The 23,729-nt window shown below is 34.3% G+C and carries 21 protein-coding genes and 2 tRNA genes; 16 read left to right on the plus strand and 7 right to left on the minus strand.

The window, feature by feature from the left end; all coding sequences use genetic code 11:
• Positions 1-17 precede the first annotated feature (17 nt).
• The gene (locus tag E7C97_RS02605; RefSeq protein ID WP_316108048.1) at positions 18-2,681 is read right to left on the minus strand and encodes a YhgE/Pip domain-containing protein; all 2,664 of its coding nucleotides are present in this window, start codon (positions 2,679-2,681) and stop codon (positions 18-20) included.
• 149 nt (positions 2,682-2,830) lie between these two features.
• Between E7C97_RS02605 and E7C97_RS02610 the strand changes: the two genes are divergently transcribed.
• Positions 2,831-3,373, plus strand: coding sequence for a TetR/AcrR family transcriptional regulator C-terminal domain-containing protein (locus E7C97_RS02610; protein WP_316108049.1), 543 nt, complete (start codon positions 2,831-2,833; stop codon positions 3,371-3,373).
• A gap of 215 nt (positions 3,374-3,588) precedes the next feature.
• Here E7C97_RS02610 and E7C97_RS02615 read toward each other — a convergent pair.
• From E7C97_RS02615 to rlmH, 6 genes are all read right to left on the minus strand, one after another.
• Positions 3,589-3,662, minus strand: a tRNA-Asn gene (locus tag E7C97_RS02615).
• A gap of 120 nt (positions 3,663-3,782) precedes the next feature.
• A complete protein-coding gene (gene comE, locus E7C97_RS02620) occupies positions 3,783-4,535 on the minus strand; it encodes a competence system response regulator transcription factor ComE (protein ID WP_301393757.1) in 753 nt (250 codons plus the stop codon).
• Positions 4,532-5,851: a competence system sensor histidine kinase ComD gene (gene comD, locus E7C97_RS02625; RefSeq protein WP_316108052.1), complete on the minus strand. Its 1,320-nt coding sequence runs from the start codon at positions 5,849-5,851 to the stop codon at positions 4,532-4,534. The genes comE and comD overlap by 4 nt, the downstream gene beginning before the upstream one ends.
• 22 nt (positions 5,852-5,873) lie before the next feature.
• On the minus strand, positions 5,874-6,008 hold the full coding sequence (gene comC, locus E7C97_RS02630) for a competence-stimulating peptide ComC (protein ID WP_152901835.1): 135 nt from the start codon (positions 6,006-6,008) through the stop codon (positions 5,874-5,876).
• Between the two features lie 165 nt (positions 6,009-6,173).
• Positions 6,174-6,247, minus strand: a tRNA-Arg gene (locus E7C97_RS02635).
• Positions 6,248-6,290: 43 nt separating this feature from the next.
• Positions 6,291-6,770: a 23S rRNA (pseudouridine(1915)-N(3))-methyltransferase RlmH gene (rlmH, locus tag E7C97_RS02640; RefSeq protein ID WP_000695942.1), complete on the minus strand. Its 480-nt coding sequence runs from the start codon at positions 6,768-6,770 to the stop codon at positions 6,291-6,293.
• A gap of 184 nt (positions 6,771-6,954) precedes the next feature.
• Between rlmH and E7C97_RS02645 the strand changes: the two genes are divergently transcribed.
• From E7C97_RS02645 to ftsH, 15 genes are all read left to right on the plus strand, one after another.
• Positions 6,955-8,139 (plus strand): S1C family serine protease, encoded by a 1,185-nt coding sequence (locus E7C97_RS02645; protein WP_301393766.1) that lies wholly within the window; start codon positions 6,955-6,957, stop codon positions 8,137-8,139.
• A 56-nt stretch (positions 8,140-8,195) separates the two neighbouring features.
• Complete coding sequence (locus E7C97_RS02650) at positions 8,196-8,954, plus strand: ParB/RepB/Spo0J family partition protein (protein ID WP_301393769.1); 759 nt, start codon at positions 8,196-8,198, stop codon at positions 8,952-8,954.
• A 221-nt stretch (positions 8,955-9,175) separates the two neighbouring features.
• A complete protein-coding gene (dnaA, locus tag E7C97_RS02655; RefSeq protein WP_301393772.1) occupies positions 9,176-10,531 on the plus strand; it encodes a chromosomal replication initiator protein DnaA in 1,356 nt (451 codons plus the stop codon).
• Between the two features lie 157 nt (positions 10,532-10,688).
• Complete coding sequence (gene dnaN, locus E7C97_RS02660; protein WP_049508360.1) at positions 10,689-11,825, plus strand: DNA polymerase III subunit beta; 1,137 nt, start codon at positions 10,689-10,691, stop codon at positions 11,823-11,825.
• Between the two features lie 66 nt (positions 11,826-11,891).
• Positions 11,892-12,086 carry a DUF951 domain-containing protein gene (locus E7C97_RS02665; protein ID WP_000285188.1) on the plus strand — a complete coding sequence of 65 codons (195 nt, stop codon included), beginning with the start codon at positions 11,892-11,894 and terminating at the stop codon, positions 12,084-12,086.
• A gap of 85 nt (positions 12,087-12,171) precedes the next feature.
• Positions 12,172-13,287: a redox-regulated ATPase YchF gene (ychF, locus tag E7C97_RS02670; protein WP_045762398.1), complete on the plus strand. Its 1,116-nt coding sequence runs from the start codon at positions 12,172-12,174 to the stop codon at positions 13,285-13,287.
• Between the two features lie 72 nt (positions 13,288-13,359).
• Positions 13,360-13,929, plus strand: a complete 570-nt coding sequence (gene pth, locus E7C97_RS02675; protein WP_301393780.1) for an aminoacyl-tRNA hydrolase — start codon at positions 13,360-13,362, stop codon at positions 13,927-13,929.
• Positions 13,922-17,425 (plus strand): transcription-repair coupling factor, encoded by a 3,504-nt coding sequence (gene mfd, locus E7C97_RS02680; protein WP_301393782.1) that lies wholly within the window; start codon positions 13,922-13,924, stop codon positions 17,423-17,425. Before pth ends, mfd begins: the two co-directional genes overlap by 8 nt.
• Before the next feature lie 64 nt (positions 17,426-17,489).
• Complete coding sequence (locus E7C97_RS02685; RefSeq protein ID WP_301393785.1) at positions 17,490-17,756, plus strand: RNA-binding S4 domain-containing protein; 267 nt, start codon at positions 17,490-17,492, stop codon at positions 17,754-17,756.
• Complete coding sequence (locus E7C97_RS02690) at positions 17,749-18,117, plus strand: septum formation initiator family protein (RefSeq protein WP_000277028.1); 369 nt, start codon at positions 17,749-17,751, stop codon at positions 18,115-18,117. The genes E7C97_RS02685 and E7C97_RS02690 overlap by 8 nt, the downstream gene beginning before the upstream one ends.
• A gap of 6 nt (positions 18,118-18,123) precedes the next feature.
• Positions 18,124-18,246: an SP_0009 family protein gene (locus tag E7C97_RS02695; RefSeq protein ID WP_045762396.1), complete on the plus strand. Its 123-nt coding sequence runs from the start codon at positions 18,124-18,126 to the stop codon at positions 18,244-18,246.
• Positions 18,239-19,507, plus strand: coding sequence for a serine hydrolase (locus E7C97_RS02700; protein WP_301393790.1), 1,269 nt, complete (start codon positions 18,239-18,241; stop codon positions 19,505-19,507). The genes E7C97_RS02695 and E7C97_RS02700 overlap by 8 nt, the downstream gene beginning before the upstream one ends.
• Complete coding sequence (tilS, locus tag E7C97_RS02705; RefSeq protein WP_301393792.1) at positions 19,504-20,781, plus strand: tRNA lysidine(34) synthetase TilS; 1,278 nt, start codon at positions 19,504-19,506, stop codon at positions 20,779-20,781. Before E7C97_RS02700 ends, tilS begins: the two co-directional genes overlap by 4 nt.
• Before the next feature lie 4 nt (positions 20,782-20,785).
• The gene (gene hpt, locus E7C97_RS02710) at positions 20,786-21,328 is read left to right on the plus strand and encodes a hypoxanthine phosphoribosyltransferase (RefSeq protein WP_301393796.1); all 543 of its coding nucleotides are present in this window, start codon (positions 20,786-20,788) and stop codon (positions 21,326-21,328) included.
• A gap of 16 nt (positions 21,329-21,344) precedes the next feature.
• The gene (gene ftsH, locus E7C97_RS02715; RefSeq protein WP_301393799.1) at positions 21,345-23,303 is read left to right on the plus strand and encodes an ATP-dependent zinc metalloprotease FtsH; all 1,959 of its coding nucleotides are present in this window, start codon (positions 21,345-21,347) and stop codon (positions 23,301-23,303) included.
• Positions 23,304-23,729 lie beyond the last annotated feature (426 nt).

The following is a 23,729-nucleotide window of genomic DNA, read 5'->3' on the forward strand; positions in this document are numbered from 1 at the left end:
GAATTGGTCGATTGTTTTTAGTTTTCTTCAGCTTTTTTAGGTTGATAGGCTAGCATTCCTAAAGCAACAAAAATCATTACTGTAAAGATAAGGAAAATAATCTGACTATGAATATTGCCTGTCATAGAAATGGTTTGTCGTAAACCTGAAACTGAATAACTCATAGGTAACCATGGATTAATAGTTTTAAAGAATTGATTCGTCAAAGCTAAAGGATAAGTTCCTGCACTTGATGCTAATTGAAGGAGTAATAAAATTAAAGAGAAGAAGGCGCCTAGGCGAGAATTCCAGGTTGTCAATGCTGTTACCATCGCCATGAAAGCAAGGCTGGTTAAAATGATCAAAGCTAAGGTTTTGAATTCGTGAACTGCAGTCAGTCCGATTAAATGTACCCCACCATAAACTAATAATCCTGCCAAACCAGCAATGATACCGTTAATTTCAAAGCGAGACTTAAACCAAGCCCAGCGACTCTCTGGGTGGCGTCCAGAAGGTAATTTAGCAAAAATCATATTAGTAGAAATAGCCGCAACAAAGAGAGCAACTGATATCATATATGGAGCCATGGCAATTCCATTAACTGCTACTTGATCCGTATCAGTTTTTGAAAGACTTAAAGGATTAGCCAGTAAGTCTGCATTTTTTGGTTCAGTTGAAGCCTTATTCAATTGTTTATCAGCATCTGTCAACCCTTGATTTAATTGACTTGAACCATCACTTAATTTTCCGAGTCCTGATTGTAAAATTTCAGATCCTTGAGCAAGTTGATCTGCTCCACTAGCTATTTTTTCAGAACCATTAGCTAGTTGATTTGCTCCTGAAACTAGCTGGTCTGATTTATCAGCTAATTGTTGAGAACCCGCTTGTAATTGATTAAATCCAGCAGTTAAATCTGATGTTTTATTGTTTACTTGGTTGACACCTGATGCAAGTTTATCAATTCCTGTTGCTAATTCTGGCCCATTCGCTGCTAACTTAGCAGTAGCACCTGTCAATGTAGAAGATTTTTCTGTCAACTGATTAGAGCCTTGTAGCAACTTATTGAAACTTCCTGTCAAGTTCGAATTTTTCGAACTCAACTGACTTGCTCCTAAAGCTACTTGGTCTACAGATTTTGTATAGCTGTCAATACCAGATGCAAGAGTTTGACTAGCTGGCAATAACTTATCGTCAATTGCTGTTTGAACCTGTGTTAATCCACTTGACAAACTTGTCAATGTTGAAGAAGCAGTTGGTAATAATTGACTTGAGTGATTCTTTAATTGAGTTAAACTATTTGTTTGAGTGGTTACATTTTCTAAAGAAGATTGTAACGTTTGAACTGTAGTTAAAATTGTTCGTGCTGATTCACTAGTAGAAGATGATTGATTAGAAACCACAGAAGTTATCTCTGCCTGTTGGTCAGGAGTTAAGCTTTGATAAGCACTCGTAGATTGAATAGCTGACAAAGTAGTTTCTTTTTCAGATTGATTTGAAGTAATGATGCTTTGTGCAGAATTTGCAATCGTTGATAGACTACTAGAAAGCTGGTTTGTTACTTGTGTTATCTCTCCACTATCTGCTGTTTGAATATTTTGAATAGCTTGATTAAATTGCTCTAAACTAGTTGCTAATTGTTTAATCTGATCTTTTTGTTGGTTTGCACCATCTAATTGAGTAGAAAGTTCTTGAATACCTTGATTAAGTTGTGTTAGTCCTGTACGTAGAGTCTCTGATTTAGTAGAAATCTGATTTGCACCTGATGATAGACTTTGAACTCCATTTGTATAAGTATCAATACCAAGTGAAAATTGATTTAATCCTGAATTGAGTTGAGAAACACCACCTGTATAGGCTTGTGTGCCTGCATCAAGTTGAGTCAATCCTGATACTAGTGTCGGTGTCTGTGAGTTCAGTTGGTTTAATCCATTATCGATTTGTGAAATAGCGCCTGTATATTGATTTAAACCAGTATTAAAATTACCAAGACCAAGATTTAACTGATTTACACCAGCTGTATAGGTTCCTAAACCTGTAGATAATTGATCAGCACCATCTGAAAATGTGAGACTCGATTGAGCTAAGGTTTGAAGATTGGTTGTTAAGGTTTGACTCCCATCAGAAAGTTGATTTGAACCATCAGCCAACTGTAAACTTGCATTTGCCGCTTGAGATAAACCAAGTTTTAAATCACCCATCTTATTAAATAAAGCTTTAGTATAAGATTGAGTAACATTAGTAGCCACAGTCTGTTTGATTTGTGTCATGGCAGAATCACTCATCTTGCTTGCAATAAAACTATGACCACTTGATGTCTGATAGTCAATCGTCATCTGTTCAGGATGATTTGTAAGGATAGAAGAAGCTTTCTCAGAAAGATTACTTGGCAACGTTACAACCATGTAATAATCTCCATCCCGCAGTCCTCTTTCTCCCTCACCTTCATCTACAAAATGAAAATCCAGACTATTACTATCTTTTAAATTAGACACCATGTCTTCACCAATAGTGAGTTTTTCATCATTATAAGTAGCAGCTTGGTCCTTATTAACAATTGCTACAGGTAACTCCGAAAGTTTACCGTATGGATCCCACATTGATGATAAGAAAATGATATTGTACAGGGCTGGAATTAAGGAAATTCCTATCATGACAATAATAAATGTCGGTTTTTTAAAGATTGCTTTCCATTCTTTAAACATATTGTCTCCTTTTTTAAACTACTTATCTAAATTTTTAAACTACTTGTCTAAATTTTTGATATAATAGATTATACATAAAAAAATTAAAAAGACAAGATAAAAAATCTATTTTTAAACACATTGTCTAAAAATGTTCATCTGGAGGGAACATGCAAGAAAGTAATAAACGATTAAAAACCAAGCGCATTATCGAAAATGCTATGGTAGAATTATTGATGGAACAACCATTCGATCAGATTACAACTGTTAAATTAGCACAAAAAGCTGGAATCAGCCGCTCCAGTTTCTATACTCATTACAAAGATAAATACGATATGATTGAACATTACCAAAGTAAACTATTTCATACCTTCGAATATATCTTTCAAAAACATGCTAATCACAAACGAGATGCTATTCTAGAAGTATTTGAATACTTGGAATCAGAACCGCTTCTAGCAGCTCTTTTATCTGAAAATGGAACCAAGGAAATTCAAAATTTCCTGAGAAATAAGCTTCACATACTACTGAGCACGGACCTTCAAAAACGTTTTATGCAACTCAAACTAAATGAAGTAGAATTAGAATACAGTAGCGTCTATCTAACAAATGCTCTCTTTGGAGTCTGTCAAACCTGGATTGCCCACGGAAAAAAAGAAAATCCACAAGAAATCACGGACTTTTTAATGAAAATGTTAGGAGATACAAATTAACAAAAAAGCTCTATAATTTCTGTAGTGGGTAAAACCACCATAGAAATGATGGAGCCTGTTTTGTTGTTCTTATTAGGCGCTAAGGCAATACAATTTCCTTAGTTTTATTTTCGGACACAAATCATTATCTATCCGTATGTTAGGTATGCCTCCCCTCATTACATCGGAAAAAGAATCAAAAAAAGGAACACCAAATTAGTGTTCCTTTCATCTGACTCCGCCAGTAGGACTCGAACCTACGACATCATGATTAACAGTCATGCGCTACTACCAACTGAGCTATGGCGGATTAAATAGTCCGTACGGAATTCGAACCCGTGTTACCGCTATGAAAAGACGATTTCTTAACCAACGGACCCTCTACCTGTAGCAGATATAACCATTATATCAATTTATCAAAAATTGTCAATTACTTTTTTTGGTTTTTAGCCATTAGTTCTCTCAATTTTTTAGTTTTTAGGCGAGAGATAGGACAACGATGATCTTCATAAAATACAACTTCCATTTTTTTACGATCAATTTCTCTCACATTACCGATGTTGACTAAAAATGACTTGTGAGCTAGATAAAAACGTTGGGTTTCCCTATCCTTTTCTTGAATATCTGTCATTGTTCCATAGAATTCTTTGGCAAAATTCTTACCTACAATTCGTAATTTATGAGAAGTTCCAGTTGTCTCAATGTAGAGAATATCATGATAAGGAATACAAAGATCATTTCCTTTGTAACTATAATCAAAATAATCAACGACTGATTGGTTTTCAAGTAAAGTAGTCTTAGTGTAAAGCACACAGTCGGCAACTCTATTTTTAAAAACTTGATCACTGGTTTCTTTATCAATGAAATCCAATGCTGAAACTTTGTATTTATAAGTCAAGGTAGCAAATTCAGATCGACTTGTAATAAAAACAATAATGGCATAAGGATTGCGGTGACGAATAAATTGAGCAACCTCAAATCCTTTTCTCTCAATTCCATTGATATCAATATCTAGAAAATACAGCTGATTAACTTCATCATGCTCTACATATTCTATAAACTCTCTCACTTTTCCTGTTGTTTTATAGGAGATAGGAATATTTGTTTCCTTAGAAATTTTATTCAAAGTTGTTTCCAACCTTACTTGGTGTTCTATAATATCTTCTAAAATTAATACTTTCATATCAGTTCCCTCTTAAATCTAATCACTTGTTTAAATACATCATTATCAATTTCTGTTTCTAAAATAACATTGTCATATTTTCCTAAAATTTCTTTAACATTATTTAGTCCAAGTCCTCTATGTCTTCCTTTAGTTGAAAATCCTAATTCAAATAAATCTTCAGATTTTACCTTTCTTTTTTTACAAGAGTTTTGGATAACAACTAGGGTTTCAAGATCCAATTTGATGATAGCTACCTCTAGTTGTTTTTGATAGCTTTCAACTGCCCCTTCAACAGCATTATTGAGCAGAACGCTCATCACGCGCACCAAGTCTAATAATTCCATAGACAAAGGTGTGATGATATCTTTTACCTCTAGTGTGTACTCTACATCATTAGTTTTCGCATTGACAATAGATTGAGCAATCAAACTACGAAGTGCTGAATCCTCAATATTGTTCAAATCGAAATAAGTATACTTATCTGAACGTAATTTTTGATTCGCCTTTACAAGAACTTCACTGTAAACTCTGTCAATTTCTTGTAAATCTTTACTTTCGATTGCCATTCTTAAGCTCACAAGCATGCCTGTATAATCATGGCGAAAACCACGAATTTCATTATATAAGGCAACAATCTCATCCGTGTAAGCTTGTAAATGTTTTTGCTCAAACTTCTTTTGTTCCAATTCGATTTCTTTTTCTATCTGAACTTTGTGAGAATTCATGGAGAAAAAAGTCAAAAGTAGACCAACAAAAACAATGGATGATAAAATACTTCCAAAACCATTTAAGTGACGAATCGTACTCACAATATCTGAAGTGAAAGAGACAACGTGTAGAAAAATAAATGCAAAGAGCACTTTCTTCAGAAAAGGATATAGATAGTCTTTATCAAAATATTTAAATTCGAGATGGAAATAAGACACAACAACTTTAATAACCAAATAAGTTAAGATCAGGATAAATAGAGAAAAATAATTGTTATACTTCAATGCAAACTCATCTCCTGTAATAGATGATAAGGTTACTGATAAAAAGTTATTAGTACTATTATATAAAAGAGAAAATAATAGACTGATAAAAATTCCCTTAGATTTCTCATACTTCTTAAATCCAACAAAGTAACCAAATAGGAGGAAAGGAAATAAAAATTTAGACAAACTAAAACTATCTAATTTCAAGAAATAGAGAATTATTTCCAATACTAATGGTATTAGAAATATATAAAGACTAAAAAAATATTGGTCTTTTCTAGTTGCTTTACAAACCCATTCATGAATTTTACTAATAATAAAAACATAAACAATAGCAATTACTAATCCTAATAAATTCATTATTTCCCACCTTTATTTTTACTTACTTTCTTTTTGGAAAAAGAAAATTATTTATTGTATATGGAGGTCTCCATTCCCCACCTCTGATTTCCTGCAGTTCTTTTTCGTTCAATTGTTGGAAATCTTTCATCTGAGCAAAATCTGTATTCTTTTTCATAATATAAACTCCTATAATGTTTTTCTTGTAAATTAACTTACAAAAATATTATATAAAATCTACGATACCTATAGAGAATTATTTCTCAAATGCTCAAATTTTATTCTGAAATGTCAAATTTTTACAAAAAAAGCTGGGATTTTTTCCCAGCTTACGATTTAACACTGATCCCAGCAGGATTCGAACCTGCGACCGTTCGCTTAGAAGGCGAATGCTCTATCCAGCTGAGCTATGAGACCTTACTAATCTATCTTATCAAAAAAAGCTAGCTTAGTCAATCATCTATTTATGATAGGGAGAGCCCTGTTGAATCGAAAACGCTCTATAAATTTGTTCTACTAAGACTAATCTCATTAGTTGATGAGGAAGCGTCAATCTACCAAAACTAACAGAAAGATTGGCTCTCTTTTTCACCTCTGGAGATAGTCCTAAACTCCCACCAATGATAAAAGTGATTGTTGAAAATCCATTGATAGAAGCTCTTTCAAGCTGCTTACTGAACTCTTCAGAAGAAAAAGTTGTTCCTTCAATAGCTAAAACAACTACAAAATCACGTTCCCCTACTTTAGCAAGAATGCGATTCCCTTCCAACTCCAAAATCTTTTGATTTTCAGATTCGCTGGCCCGATCTGGTGTTTTTTCATCAGCCAACTCAATCATTTCTAGATTAGCAAAGCGTGAAATTCTCTTGGAGTATTCTGCTATGCCATCTTTGAGATATTTTTCTTTCAGTTTTCCAACTGTTACCACTTTAATTTTCATTCTTCTATTCTAACATATTCACACTCAATTTCACATCTTATTCACAGATAAGATTTTGAAAAACTTCAACAAATTCACAGTTTTTCGAAAGTTATCCACAGATTGTGAAAAACTTTTTTGTTTTTAAGCTTGGATTAAGCTAGCTATTTTATACTTTCATTGATAAAAAAACATGGAGGCTTCTATGAAAAACTTAAAAACTAGTTCCAAAAAATTAGGACAACTTTTATTAGTCATTCTCATTAGCTTTTTTAGTGGGGTTTTAGGTACTTTTACAACATTGCAGCTCAGTCAAAAACAAAATAGTGGTACGACAACTACAACGACTGTCAGCAAAACAGCTGTAAAAAATGAAAACTCAACTACACAGGCAGTCGATAAAGTTAAAGATGCTGTTGTATCTGTCATTACTTACTCATCAAACTCTCAAAATAGTTTACTCGGATCTGATGAAACTGATACAGATACCAATGCTGAACAAGTATACAGCGAAGGTTCTGGTGTCATTTATAAAAAGGAAGGGAATACTGCTTACCTTGTAACCAATACTCACGTTATTAATGGTGCTAAAAAAGTTGATATTCGTTTAGCAGATGGCACAAAAGTCCCTGGTGAAATTGTGGGTTCTGATACTTATTCAGATATTGCCGTTGTAAAAATTGCTGCAGATAAGGTCACAACAGTAGCCGAATTTGGTGATTCTAGTCAATTAACAGTTGGAGAAACAGCTATTGCAATCGGAAGTCCTCTTGGTTCTGAATATGCCAATACTGTAACACAGGGGATTGTATCAAGTTTAAATAGAAATGTCTCTCTAAAATCTGAAGACGGACAAGCTATTTCAACCAATGCTATCCAAACAGATACAGCTATTAACCCTGGGAACTCAGGTGGACCTTTGATTAATATCCAAGGCCAAGTTATCGGTATTACATCAAGTAAGATTGCCTCTAATGGTGGAACATCTGTCGAAGGTCTCGGTTTTGCCATTCCTGCAAACGATGTAATTAATATTATTAAGCAGTTGGAAAAAGATGGAAAAGTAACTCGACCTGCTCTTGGAATCCACATGGTTAACTTATCAAATCTTAGTACAACTGATCTTCAAAAACTAAAACTTCCTGGAAATGTTACTTCTGGTGTAGCTGTTCGTTCTGTTCAAAAAAATATGCCTGCCAATGGACATCTGCAACAATATGACGTCATTACAAAAATAGATGATAAAGCTATTTCTTCCACTACTGAATTGCAAAGTGCTTTATATAGTCATTCTATTGGAGACAGTATGACTGTTACTTACTACCGTGATGGTAAGGAAGAAACAACAACTATTAAATTAGATAAAAGTACTAGTGATTTAGATAAGTAGTTTACAGATATGTAAAGTTGCTTTACAGAATATCTAAGTTGTGTTAATGTAGAATTATGGAAGAATTTAAAATTGTTCAAATAAAAGATATTCAAAAAAATCCCTATCAACCTCGTAAGGAATTTTCAGAAGAAAAAATACAAGAACTGGCACAATCTATTAAGGAAAACGGCTTGATTCAGCCTATTATCGTTAGAAAATCTCCAGTACTTGGATACGAAATTCTAGCTGGAGAAAGACGGTATCGTGCTTCAATTGCTGCTGGACTTTCAGAAGTTCCAGTCATTGTTAAGCAACTTTCTGATCAAGATATGATGCTTCATTCTATCATTGAGAATCTCCAACGAGAAAATTTAAATCCTATCGAGGAAGCTAAAGCATATCAATCCTTAATTGATAAAGGTTTTACCCACACAGAAATTGCTGAAAAAATGGGGAAATCTCGACCTTATATTACAAACCTAGTTCGATTGTTAGGATTACCTAAACATATCCTGACAGAAGTTGAAAGTGGTAGACTTTCTAAAGCTCATGCTAGACTCCTCATTCAATTATCAAGTGATAAACAAGATAAACTCTTGAATCGTATTCAAACTGAAAATCTCTCTGTTCGACAAGTTGAACAAATACTACAAAAAACGAAGAAGAGCAGCAAAAAAGAAAAAGACCACTTTGTCAAAGACGAAGAGCAAAAATTGAAAAAAATACTCGGATTAGATGTTCAGATTAAGCTACAAAAAAAAGATAGTGGTAAAATTTCAATTTCCTTCCATAACCAAGATGAATACCAACAATTTATTAACAGCCTGAAATAAGGCTGTTATTTTAGTATTCTTAACGAACATGGTTATCCACTGCATTTTAGTTTTTAAAAGCCCAGTATTTCAGAATTTTTCTTAGTTATCCACATTTTGTGGATAACATTTAAAAACATTGTTAATTGTTTTCCACAACTTGTGGAAAAATAATCTTATCTATGGTAAAATGATTCTATCAATAAACCTTTTAAATTCTATAGTAAAGGAGGAGGAAATCATTGAAGGAAAAACAATTTTGGAATCGTCTTTTAGAACTTGCACATGATAAATTAACTCAGTCAGTTTATGATTTCTATATTTTAGACGCAAAACTGGTTAAAGTTGAAGAAAATACTGCAACGATTTTCTTACCCCGCGATGAAATGCAGATATTCTGGGAAAGAAATATCAATGGGATGCTTTTAGCAGCAGGTTTTGAAATCTATGATACTGAAATAAAAGCTCATTATATCTTCACGAAAGTTGAAGAAACTAGCTCACAAGTAGCTTTCGAGTCTGAACCTGGCAACGATTATCAACCAAGTCAATCCACTATTCCATATTCTGAAACTGGACTCAAGGAAAAGTATACTTTCGATAATTTTGTTCAAGGGGATGGTAATGTTTGGGCTAAGTCTGCTGCTTTGGCTGTTTCTGAAGATCCAGGATTAACTTACAATCCTCTATTTATCTACGGAGGGCCTGGACTTGGAAAAACTCACCTGTTAAATGCCCTTGGAAATGAAATTCTAAAAAAGAGCCCAAATGCGCGTGTAAAATACATACCTGCTGAAAGCTTCATTAATGAATTCCTAGAGCATTTGAGACTCAATGATATGGAAAAATTCAAGAAAACTTACCGTAGTTTAGACCTCCTACTCATTGATGATATTCAATCACTTAGTGGAAAGAAAGTACAAACTCAGGAAGAGTTCTTCAATACATTTAATGCCCTTCACAATAATAATAAACAGATTGTTTTGACGAGCGACCGTAGGCCTGAACATTTAGAGAGTCTACCTGAACGTCTGGTCACGCGCTTCTCGTGGGGATTAACGACAGATATCACACCACCTGATTTTGAAACACGTATTGCTATTTTACAGAGTAAGACTGAACATCTCAACTATCATTTTCAGAATGATACACTCGAATATTTAGCTGGACAGTTTGACTCTAACGTGCGAGAACTCGAGGGAGCACTCAACGATATCAGCCTAATGGCCAAAGTCAAAAAGATTAACGATATCACAGTTGACATTGCAGCTGAAGCTATTCGTGCTCGTAAACAAGACGTTAGCAAAATGATCGTGATTCCAATTGATAAAATCCAGACAGAAGTTGGAAACTTCTATGGTGTTAGTGTCAAGGAAATGAAAGGAACTAGACGTGTTCAAAATATCGTTTTAGCCCGTCAAGTTGCCATGTATCTAGCCAGAGAAATGACTGATAATAGCCTTCCTAAGATTGGAAAAGAGTTTGGTGGTAAAGACCACACAACGGTCATTCACGCTCATGGAAAAATCAAATCCATGCTTGAAACAGATGATAATTTACGTATAGAAATTGAAAACATCAAAAAGAAAATTAAATAACTTGTGGATAACTTTTTAAAAAATCTCTTATTTATCCACATCTTTTAAACAAGGCTCTGTCCTTGAGTTTTCTTGATTACAAGTGTTTTTCCACAGATTTCACACGCTCTATTATTACTATTATCCTTCTAATAATAAAAAGAATAAAGGAGAATCCATGATTCATTTTTCAATTAATAAAAACTTATTTTTACAAGCTTTAAATACAACAAAGAGAGCTATTAGCTCAAAGAATGCAATTCCTATTTTATCGACTGTAAAAATTGATGTTACCAATGAAGGAATTACCTTGATTGGATCAAATGGTCAAATCTCAATCGAAAATTTTATCTCGCAAAAAAATGAAAATGCAGGTCTCTTGATTAACTCTTTAGGTTCAGTTCTACTGGAAGCTTCTTTCTTTATCAATGTTGTTTCAAGTCTTCCAGATGTAACACTTGATTTTAAAGAGATTGAACAAAAGCAAATTGTCTTAACTAGTGGAAAATCAGAGATTACTCTTAAAGGAAAAGATAGTGAGCAATATCCACGTATTCAGGAAATTTCTGCAAGCAATCCTTTAGTTCTTGAAACAAAACTTCTTAAAAAGATTATCAATGAAACAGCTTTTGCAGCTAGTACCCAAGAAAGCCGTCCTATTTTGACAGGTGTCCACTTTGTTTTAAGCAACCACAAAGAATTAAAAACAGTTGCGACAGACTCTCACCGTCTCAGTCAGAAGAAATTGACTCTTGAAAAAAATAGCGATGATTTTGATGTTGTCATCCCAAGTCGTTCGCTACGCGAATTTTCAGCTGTTTTTACGGATGATATCGAAACAGTAGAGATTTTCTTCGCCAATAATCAAATTCTCTTTAGAAGTGAAAATATTAGCTTCTACACACGTCTTTTAGAAGGAAATTATCCAGATACCGATCGATTGATTCCAACAGATTTCAATACAACAGTGACTTTTGATGTTGCTAAACTACGCCAGTCTATGGAACGTGCTCGCCTATTATCAAGTGCGACACAAAATGGTACTGTTAAATTAGAAATCAAAGAAGGAGTTGTAAGTGCCCATGTTCATTCTCCAGAAGTAGGGAAAGTAAACGAAGAAATTGATACTGAAAATGTAAGTGGTGCTGATTTGACAATTAGTTTCAACCCAACTTATTTGATTGAAGCACTAAAAGCTTTGAATAGCGAAAAAGTTACAATCAGCTTTATTTCAGCAGTTCGTCCATTTACTCTGGTTCCAGCTGATACAGATGAAGATTTCATGCAGCTCATCACACCAGTTCGTACAAATTAATGGAAAGAGGTTGAGCCTAGCTCGCCTCTTTTATGATATAATCGAAAAAGAAAAAGGAGACTAACTATGTATCAAGTTGGAAATTTTGTTGAAATGAAAAAACCTCATGCTTGTACGATTAAGTCAACAGGCAAAAAGGCAAATCGCTGGGAAATTACCCGTGTTGGAGCAGATATCAAAATAAAATGTAGCAATTGTGATCATGTGGTCATGATGAGTCGCTATGATTTTGAAAGAAAAATGAACAAAATCATCGACTAGGAACCCCATAGTAAGAGGGTTAGCAAGTTTTCCCTTTTTGTGTTATAATATTGAAGATTGAAATGTGAACGGAGAATGAGAAATTATGGCTTTAACAGCAGGTATTGTAGGTTTACCAAACGTTGGTAAATCAACCCTATTTAATGCAATTACAAAAGCAGGAGCAGAGGCTGCAAACTATCCTTTTGCGACCATTGATCCAAACGTTGGAATGGTAGAAGTTCCAGATGAACGCCTCCAAAAATTGACGGAAATGATTACTCCTAAAAAGACAGTTCCAACAACCTTTGAGTTTACAGATATTGCAGGTATTGTAAAAGGAGCATCAAGAGGAGAAGGTCTTGGGAATAAATTCTTGGCCAACATCCGTGAAGTTGATGCGATTGTTCATGTGGTTCGTGCCTTTGATGATGAAAATGTCATGCGTGAACAAGGTCGTGAAGATGCCTTTGTGGATCCGCTAGCAGATATTGATACCATTAACCTAGAGTTGATTCTTGCTGATTTAGAATCAGTCAATAAACGCTATGCGCGTGTAGAAAAAATGGCACGTACGCAAAAAGATAAGGAATCAGTTGCAGAATTTAATGTTCTTCAAAAGATTAAACCTGTTCTTGAAGATGGAAAATCAGCTCGTACCATTGAATTCACAGATGAAGAACAAAAAGTTGTTAAAGGACTCTTCCTTTTGACCACGAAACCAGTTCTTTATGTAGCTAACGTTGATGAGGATGTCGTTGGAGATCCAGAATCTATCGATTATGTGAAACAAATTCGTGAATTCGCAGCAACAGAAAATGCAGAGGTAGTGGTTATCTCGGCGCGTGCTGAAGAAGAAATTTCTGAGTTAGACGATGAAGATAAAAAAGAGTTTCTTGAAGCCATTGGTTTGACAGAATCAGGTGTGGATAAGTTGACTCGTGCAGCATATCATTTGTTAGGACTTGGAACTTACTTCACAGCCGGTGAAAAAGAAGTTCGTGCTTGGACCTTTAAACGTGGCATGAAAGCTCCTCAAGCAGCTGGTATCATCCACTCTGATTTCGAAAAAGGTTTTATTCGTGCAGTGACTATGTCTTATGACGATTTGGTAAAATACGGCTCTGAAAAGGCTGTAAAAGAAGCAGGACGTTTGCGTGAAGAAGGAAAAGAATATGTCGTGCAAGATGGCGATATTATGGAATTCCGCTTTAACGTTTAATAAATATTTAAAATAATGTCAATTAGGTTGGAAAAAAATTCCAACCCTTTTGGCTTTTGAAAGGAAATTTAAATGACAAAATTACTTGTAGGATTGGGAAATCCAGGAGATAAATATTTTGAAACCAAACACAATGTTGGCTTTATGCTGATTGACCAACTAGCCAAAAAACAAAATGTTACCTTTAAACACGATAAGATATTCCAAGCTGAGTTAGCCTCATTTTTTCTTAACGGTGAAAAAATTTATCTGGTGAAACCGACGACTTTTATGAATGAAAGTGGAAAAGCTGTTCATGCATTGTTAACCTACTATGGTTTAGATATTGAAGATTTACTGATTATTTACGATGATCTTGACATGGAAGTCGGAAAAATTCGTCTTCGTGCTAAAGGATCAGCTGGTGGTCATAATGGAATTAAGTCGATTATTCAACATATTGGTACACAGGTTTTCAATCGTGTAAAGATTGGCATTGGAAGACCTAAAAAAGGAATGTCTGTTGTTAACCATGTTTTGAGTAAGTTTGATCAAGAAGATTATATTGGTATTTTACAGTCAATTGACAAGGTTGACGATGCTGTAAATTATTATTTACAAGAAAAAAACTTTGAAAAGACGATGCAGAAATATAATGGGTAAGGAAATGGCATTAATCGATTTCTTTTTAGAGAATAAACAAATTCTATCTTGGCATGAGAACTTACCACAGAAACAAAGACAATTATTGCTAGGTCTTTCTGGCTCAGCAAAATCGTTAGCGATTGCTAGCAGTCTGAAGAGTCAGGATAAGGTTTTAGTGATGACCTCAACATATGGAGAGGCTGAGCGTCTGATTAATGATCTAATCTCCATATTAGGTTCTGATCTGGTTTATCCATTTCTAGTAGATGATTCACCAATGGTTGAATTTTTGGTATCATCTCAGGAAAAGATTTTTTCTCGGGTTGAAGCTTTACGTTTTCTAAGAGATGAGTCTCAAAGAGGGATTTTAGTTTGTAACGTCGCAGCTAGTCGAGTATTCTTGCCGAATCCTCAAGTTTTTGATGATAGTATCTTAGAACTTCAAGTGGGGCAAGAATGCGAACAAAGAGAATTAAAAAATCACTTGATTTCTCTTGGTTATAAGAAAGTTACACAAGTTCAAAGTCAGGGAGAATTTAGCCTTCGTGGAGATATTCTAGATATATTTGAAACCTCTCAAATTTGTCCTTATCGGATTGAATTTTTCGGTGATGAGATTGATGGCATTAGAGAATTTGATACAGAAACTCAATTATCAAAAGATAGTAAAACTCAAGTACTAATCTATCCAGCTAGTGATATTTTGTTAACGAATGAAGATTATCATCGTGGTCAGAAATTTTTAGAACATGAGATTGATAAGGCACTTTCTCCAACTTTAAAGTCTTACCTAGAAGAAGTTTTTAGTTGTACGAAAGAGCAAGTTCTTCATGCAGATATTCGCAAGTTTTTGTCTGTATTTTATAAAAAACAGTGGACCTTGATAGACTATTTGAATCAAGTTCCTGTTATATTTGATGATTTTCAAAAAATCATGAACCAGTACGATGCTTTTGATAAGGAAACAGCTAGCTACTTTACAGAAGATTTACATAATAGTAAAGCAGTATCAAGTTTACAATATTTTGCTGATGTAGAAAGTCAGTTTAAAAAATATGTACCAGCGAGTTTCTTTTCAAATTTTCAAAAAGGGCTTGGAAATTTGAAATTTAATAATCTGTACCAGTTCAATCAATATCCTATGCAAGAGTTCTTTAATCAGTTTTCTTTTCTGAAAGAAGAAATTGAACGTTACAAAAAATTAAAGTATACGATTGTTCTTCAATCAAGTAGCAAAACTGAACTAAAGAAACTGTCAACGATTCTTGATGAATACGATATTAAAATTGATAATAGTAATGAAAGTGAAATCTGTAAAGGAACTGTCAATCTTATTGAAGGAAATCTGCGACATGGCTTTCATTTTGTAGATGAAAATCTTGTATTTATCACTGAATATGAAATTTTTAAAAAGAAGATTAAACGGAAATATCGAAGACAAAATATCAGTAACGCTGAGCGATTAAAGGATTATAATGAACTTCAAAAAGGAGACTATGTTGTTCACCAAATTCATGGTATTGGTCAATATTTAGGGATTGAAACGATTGAAATCAAAGGGATTCATCGAGACTACGTAAGTGTTCTATATCAAAATGGGGACCGTATTTCCATCCCTGTGGAGCAGATACAGACTCTTTCTAAGTATGTTTCTAGTGATGGTAAGGCTCCAAAGTTAAACAAATTAAACGATGGACGTTTTAAAAAAGCGAAGCAAAAAGTAAAGAGTCAAGTTGAAGATATTGCAGATGATTTAATTAAGTTATATGCAGAGAGAAGTCAACTTAAAGGTTTTGCATTTTCAAAAGATGATGAAGACCAAAACGCTTTTGACGAAGCATTCCCATATGTAGAGACTGAGGACCAACTTAGAAGTATCGAAGAGATTAAGAAAGATATGCAGGCTTCTCAACCGATGGACCGACTTTTAGTTGGAGATGTTGGATTTGGTAAGACAGAAGTAGCTATGCGAGCTGCATTTAAGGCTGTCAATGATCATAAACAGGTTGTCGTTTTAGTGCCAACAACCGTTCTTGCTCAGCAACATTACAGTAATTTCAAGGAAAGATTTGAACAATTTGCTGTCAACGTAGATGTTTTGAGTCGTTTCAGAAGTAAAAAAGAACAGACTGAAACACTTGAGAAATTAAAAAAAGGTCAAGTAGACATCTTGATAGGGACCCATAGAGTCTTGTCTAAAGATGTTGAGTTTGCTGATTTGGGGTTGATGATTATTGATGAAGAGCAACGTTTTGGTGTTAAGCATAAGGAAGCTTTGAAGGAATTAAAAAAGAAGGTTGATGTCTTAACCTTGACAGCTACACCAATTCCTCGAACTCTTCATATGTCTATGCTAGGTATCCGAGATTTATCAGTCATCGAAACTCCTCCAACCAATCGATATCCTGTACAAACCTATGTCCTTGAACAGAATGATCGTGTCATTCGTGATGCTGTATTGAGAGAAATGGATCGTGGTGGTCAAGTTTACTATCTTTACAACAAAGTTGACACTATTGAAAAGAAGGTTTCAGAGTTACAAGAACTGATTCCAGAAGCTTCTATTGGATTTGTCCATGGTCAAATGAGTGAAATTCGCTTAGAAAATACACTTCTTGATTTCATTGAAGGACAATATGATATTTTAGTGACTACAACAATCATTGAAACAGGTGTAGACATTCCAAATGCTAATACCTTGTTTATAGAAAATGCAGATCATATGGGATTGTCAACCTTGTATCAATTAAGAGGTCGTGTTGGTCGTAGTAATCGAATTGCTTATGCCTATCTCATGTATCGTCCAGATAAAACTTTGACAGAAGTTTCTGAGAAGAGATTAGAAGCTATCAAAGGTTTTACTGAACTGGGTTCTGGTTTCAAAATTGCTATGCGTGATTTATCCATTCGTGGAGCTGGGAATCTTTTAGGAAGCTCTCAGTCTGGATTTATTGATTCTGTTGGTTTTGAGTTGTACTCTCAGTTGTTAGAAGAAGCAATTGCTAAGAAAAATGGAACTGACAAAAAGCGTGAAAAAGGAAATGCTGAGTTAATTCTACAAATTGATGCTTATCTTCCAGATGAGTATATTTCAGATGAACGACATAAAATTGAAATTTACAAGAGAATTCGTCAGATTGACGATCGTGTCAACTATGAAGAATTACAAGATGAGTTGATCGATCGTTTTGGAGAATATCCAGATGTGGTTGCTTACCTTTTAGAAATTGGATTAGCTAAAGCATATCTTGATAAAGTGTTTGTCAATCGTGTTGAAAGAAAAAATAATAAACTTGTCATTCAATTTGAAAAAATTTCGCAGCAACTATTTTTAACACAAGATTATTTCCAGGCTCTATCTCAGACAAGTTTGAAGGCTAATATTTCAGAAAATCAAGGTTTAATCGAAGTTGTTTTTGATATTCGTAATAAAAAGGATTATGAGATTTTAGAAGGTCTTTTAACTTTTGGAGAATCATTAGCAAACATAAAAGATTCAAAAGAGTCACATTAGGAGTTATCTTTTTTCTTCTATAAAAGGTAGAAAAATGGTACAATAATAATTTGAGGTAATAAAAATGAGATTAGATAAATATTTAAAAGTATCAAGAATTATTAAGCGTCGTACAGTGGCTAAAGAAGTTGCAGATAAAGGGCGAATCAAGGTAAATGGAATACTTGCTAAAAGTTCAACAGATTTAAAACTCAATGATCAGGTTGAAATTCGCTTTGGAAATAAATTGTTACTTGTAAAGGTGCTGGAAATGAAAGATAGCACTAAAAAAGAAGATGCTGCAGGTATGTATGAAATTATCAGCGAAACAAGGGTAGAAAACGATGTATAAAAAAATTGTACAAATGAATAATTCTTTTATTCAAAATGAACACCAACGTCGTAAATACTTGATGGAAGAACGACAAAGACGAAATCGTTTTATGGGCTGGGTTTTGATTTTGATTATGTTGTTGTTCATCCTACCAACCTATAATTTGACTCAAAGTTATCAGCAACTACTCGAACGTCGCCAACAGTTAGCCGATCTGAAAAAACAGTATCAAGAATTGAGCGATGAAAAAGATAAAGAATCAAATCTTGCAACCAAATTAAAGGATGAAACATACGCAGCCAAGTATTTGCGTGCAAAATATTACTATTCAAAATCATGGGAGGAAGTTTATACTATTCCGGACTTACTTCCTAGGTAATGTAAAATGGAAAATTTATTAGATATTGTAGAAAAGTTTTTAAGTCAATCAGATGAAAAATTAGAAGAGTTAGCTCAAAAAAATCATCTGTTACGGCTACAAGAAGAAGAGGAAAAAAAGAATGCGTAAATTTTTAGTGATATTACTACTTCCTATTTTTTTAAAAAGTGTCCAAGTAGTAAGCACTGAGAATCCAGTTATCATTCCAAACCAAGAAGTTTATTCCTTAACCCACGCTTCGTATCATTTTTACTATCAAGATGTTATAGAATCTCCAAAATTTTATGGTGAAACGTCTGTTTATTCTACAGAAGATTTGATTAAAGAATCAGGAAAAGTCAATGCAGATACAACATTATCTGTTTTAGAATGGAGATTAAATAAACAAGGACAGCCTGTGTTTAAATTGTCAAATAATCAATTTGTGATGGCTGATAAACGACTTTTATACGATAGTTCAATTGTCAACGATTTTTCTAAACGAGTATGGTTAGAACCAGAATTTGTCGTTTATAATAGTCCTTATGATCAACAAGAATTAAAGTCTACTTTAGCAGCTTATCAAGAGGTTGAAGCAGATATGTCTATTTTTGCTGAAGGTCGTGAATTCTTACATATCAAACAAATTGGTTGGGTTTCGACGGATTACATTTCCAATGATGACAATCGTATCCAGAAAGTACAAGAGTTGTTATCTGCGAATTATCAAAATGAACAATTTTCTATTTATGTTAAACAATTAAGCACGGGTAAGGAAGCTGGGATTAACGAAGATCAAAAAATGTACTCTGCTAGTGTTATGAAATTGCCTTATCTTTATTATGTTCAAGAAAAAATCAATCAAGGTGATTACCAACTTGACACGAAATTGAAGTACGTTTCTGAAGTAAATGATTTCCCTGGTTCTTATAAACCCGAAGGAAGTGGAAGCCTCCCTAAAACAGCGGACGATAAAGAGTACACTCTCAAAGATTTAATTACAAAGACAGCGAAAGAATCTGACAATGTAGCTCATAATATTCTTGCTTATTATATTACGAATAAATCAGATGAAGCTTTTAAAAAAGAAATGGCTACTATCGCAGGTGAAGAGTGGGATGTGACAGATAAGTTGGCTTCAGCTAGAATGGCTGGTCAAGTTATGGAATCTATTTATAATCAGAATGGTTTTGTTTTAGAATCTCTATCGCAAACAGCTTTTGATAATCAGAGGATTGCTAAGAATATTTCTGCTAAGGTAGCCCATAAAATTGGGGATGCAGATGAATTTAAACACGATGTAGGAATAGTCTATACAGATTCTCCTTTCATCATTTCAATCTTTACCAAAAATTCTGATTATGATACCATTTCTAAAATTTCTAAGGATGTCTATGAGGTCCTAAAATGAGAGACCAAGATTTTTTAAATCATTTTCTAGAAAAAGGTTATTTTAAAGATCATTCACGAGTTGTACTAGCCTTGTCTGGTGGATTGGATTCGATGTTTCTTTTTCATCTCCTTTCAACTTACCAAAAAGAACTTGGGATTGATTTGTTTTTAGCTCATGTGAACCATAAACAACGACCAGAATCAGATGATGAAGAAATTGAATTAAGAAAACTAGCTGAACAAGTTGGAGTTCCAATTTACGTAGCTCATTTTACTGGAGATTTTTCAGAAGCAAATGCTCGTCAATTTCGCTATGATTTTTTTAGAGAAGTAATGGAGAAAACTTCCTCTACAGCCCTTGTAACAGCTCATCATGCAGATGATCAGGCTGAGACGATTTTAATGCGATTGATTCGAGGTGTTAGACTACAACATTTATCAGCTATAAAAGAGAGACAAACGTTTGATAAGGGAGAATTAATTCGTCCTTTACTGTCTTTTTATAAGAAGGATTTTACTGAAGTTGAGCATTTTGAAGATAGGACGAATAAAGAAAATCATTATTTTCGCAATCGAGTTCGTAATATTTACTTACCACAACTGGAAAAAGAAAATATTCAGCTAAAGAGAGCGTTTTTAGAGTTTGGAAAAGAAGTATTTGACTATCAAATTGCTCTGACTGAATTATCTCAAACAGTCAATGTGGAAGATTTAACTCAGTTTTTATCTTTTAGTGAAGCAACACAGCGAGTTTTACTACAACAATACCTTAGTTGTTTTGCTGATTTAAATGTAACAAGAGAACAATTCCAACAGGTCCATCATATTTTAAGAACCAAGAGTCAATATCGTCATCGTTTAAAAAATGGTTATGAACTTGTAAAAAAATACCAACACTTTAAAATTTGTAAAATCAGACCAAAGTCTGATGAAAAAAGTAGTGATTGTGTGTTAGACTATCAAAATCAAGTTCATTATGAAGGTTATTTATTTTCATTTGGAATCCCTCTAAAAGGGGAAAATGTTCAAAAGATAAATGTTTCTCGTGAAACATCGTTGATTTTACGGCATCGACATCCCGGTGATTATTTGATAAAAAATGGTCATCGTAAAAAACTAAGACGACTTTTTATTGATTTAAAAATTCCTAAAGAAAAACGAGAAAAAGCTATTATCATTGAGCAATTTGGAAAAATTTGTTCAGTTTTAGGAATTGAAATCAGTGATTTGAGTAAAAAAATGAAAAATGATATAATGAACACTGTACTTTATATAGAAAAAATAGATAGGTAAAATCATGTTAGAAAAAGATATCAAGAAAATTTTGATTTCACAAGATGAAATTACAGAAGCAGCTAAAAAATTGGGTGCTCAGTTGACAAAAGATTATGAGGGAAAAAATCCGATTTTAGTTGGAATTCTAAAAGGTTCTATTCCTTTTATGGCAGAATTGGTGAAATATATTGATACACATCTTGAAATGGACTTTATGATGGTCTCTAGCTATCATGGTGGGACTGTAAGTAGTGGTGTCATTAATATTAAACAAGACGTAACTCAAGATATTAAAGGTCGACATGTTGTCTTTGTAGAAGATATCATTGATACTGGTCAAACCTTGAAGAGTTTGAGAGAAATGTTTACTGCAAGAGAAGCAGCTTCTGTTAAGATTGTCACCATGCTTGATAAACCAGAAGGTCGTACAGTAGAAATCGAAGCAGATTATACATGTTTTACAATTCCAAATGAATTTGTTGTAGGCTACGGTTTAGACTATAATGAAAACTATCGTAACCTTCCTTATGTAGGTGTATTGAAAGAGGAAGTTTACTCAAAATAGAAGGGTAAGTGTTTGAATGCAAAAACAAAATAATGGTTTCATAAAAAATCCATTTCTTTATTTGTTGATGATTTTCTTGCTAGTGACAGGATTCCAGTACTTTTTTGCTGGCAGATCCGCTGGTCATAGTCAACAAATTAAGTATTCAGAATTGGTTCAGGAAATCACTAACGACAATGTAAAAGAAATAACCTACCAACCAAGTGGTAGTGTTATTGAAGTGTCTGGTGTCTACAAAACTGCTAAGACAGAGAAACAGGAAACGGGAATTCAATTTTTTACACCATCTGCTACAAAAGTAGAGAAATTTACAAGTATTATCCTCCCATCAGATACAACTGTAACGGATTTGCAAAAGTTAGCAAGTGAACATCAAACAGAAATTGAAGTGAAACACGAAAGCTCAAGTGGTATGTGGATTAACATCCTGGTTTCAGTAGTACCATTTGCTATCTTATTCTTCTTCCTCTTCTCTATGATGGGAAATATGGGCGGAAATAGCGGACGTAATCCAATGAGCTTTGGACGTAGTAAAGCTAAGGCTGCTAACAAAGAGGATATTAAAGTTCGCTTTTCAGATGTCGCAGGCGCAGAAGAAGAGAAACAAGAACTTGTTGAAGTTGTTGAATTCTTAAAAGATCCAAAACGATTTACAAAATTGGGTGCCCGGATTCCAGCTGGTGTTCTCTTAGAGGGGCCTCCGGGAACTGGTAAAACATTACTTGCTAAAGCAGTCGCAGGAGAAGCTGGTGTACCATTCTTTAGTATTTCAGGTTCTGACTTTGTAGAAATGTTCGTCGGTGTCGGTGCGAGCCGTGTACGTTCTCTCTTTGAGGATGCAAAAAAAGCAGCACCAGCTATTATCTTCATTGATGAAATTGATGCCGTTGGTCGACAACGTGGTGTCGGTTTAGGTGGAGGTAATGATGAACGAGAACAAACCTTAAACCAACTCTTGATTGAAATGGATGGTTTTGAAGGAAATGAAGGAATTATTGTCATTGCGGCAACAAACCGTTCAGATGTTCTTGATCCGGCCCTACTTCGTCCAGGCCGTTTTGATAGAAAAGTATTAGTTGGTCGTCCTGATGTTAAGGGTCGCGAAGCAATCTTGAAAGTCCATGCTAGAAATAAACCTTTAGCTGAAGATGTAGATTTGAAATTGGTAGCACAACAAACTCCAGGTTTTGTTGGTGCCGATTTGGAAAATGTATTGAACGAAGCAGCTTTAGTTGCAGCTCGTCGTAATAAATCAGTGATTGATGCTTCTGATATTGATGAGGCAGAAGATCGTGTCATCGCTGGACCATCTAAGAAAGACAAGACAGTTTCACAAAAAGAACGTGAGTTGGTTGCCTACCATGAGGCAGGACACACCATTGTCGGTCTAGTATTGTCAAATGCTCGTGTTGTTCATAAAGTTACCATAGTACCACGTGGACGTGCAGGCGGATATATGATCGCACTTCCTAAAGAAGACCAAATGCTTCTATCTAAAGAAGATATGAAAGAGCAATTAGCTGGCTTAATGGGTGGACGTGTAGCTGAAGAGATTATCTTTAACGTCCAAACAACTGGAGCATCTAATGACTTCGAACAAGCTACTCAGATGGCGCGTGCAATGGTTACAGAGTATGGTATGAGTGAAAAACTTGGTCCAGTACAATATGAAGGAAATCATGCCATGTTTGGTGCACAAAGCCCTCAAAAATCAATTTCAGAACAAACAGCTTATGAAATTGACGAAGAAGTTCGTTCATTGTTGAATGAAGCACGAAACAAAGCTGCTGAAATTATCCAGTCAAATCGTGAAACTCACAAGCTAATTGCAGAAGCATTATTGAAATACGAAACATTGGATAGTACACAAATTAAATCTCTATACGAAACAGGAAAGATGCCTGAAACAGTAGAAGAGGAATCACATGCACTATCTTATGACGAAGTAAAATCAAAAATGAGTGAAGAAAATTAATTATCTTAAATACTATAAACAGAGGAAGCGCAAGTTTTCTCTGTTTTTTTTTTTAAAATTGAGGGAACTCGAATTTAAATCAAAGATTTCGATATATAGAAAACAAAATACAAGTTCACCTATGTCAATGCTCTCTTAGAAGAAATGATTCAAATTTTCTGAAAATAAGAATGGAACAGTTACTTGAGTAATATGAAGAAATGTTTTCAAAAAATGATATGTGCTTCATAAAAAAGAATTATTGTAAGAAAGCAGACGAACGATTTAAAGGCCACAAAGCCCTTCTCAGAGAGCTGAAGGGATTAATTCAGGAGAAATGAAAAAAAGTTAAAAAAGGTGTTGACAAAGTACGAAAAGTCGGTATAATAGTAAGAGTTGAAAATAACAACTCCGGTCCGTTGGTCAAGGGGTTAAGACACCGCCTTT

The sequence above is a fragment of the Streptococcus sp. genome, from assembly GCF_032481935.1.
Taxonomy (GTDB): Bacteria; Bacillota; Bacilli; order Lactobacillales; family Streptococcaceae; genus Streptococcus.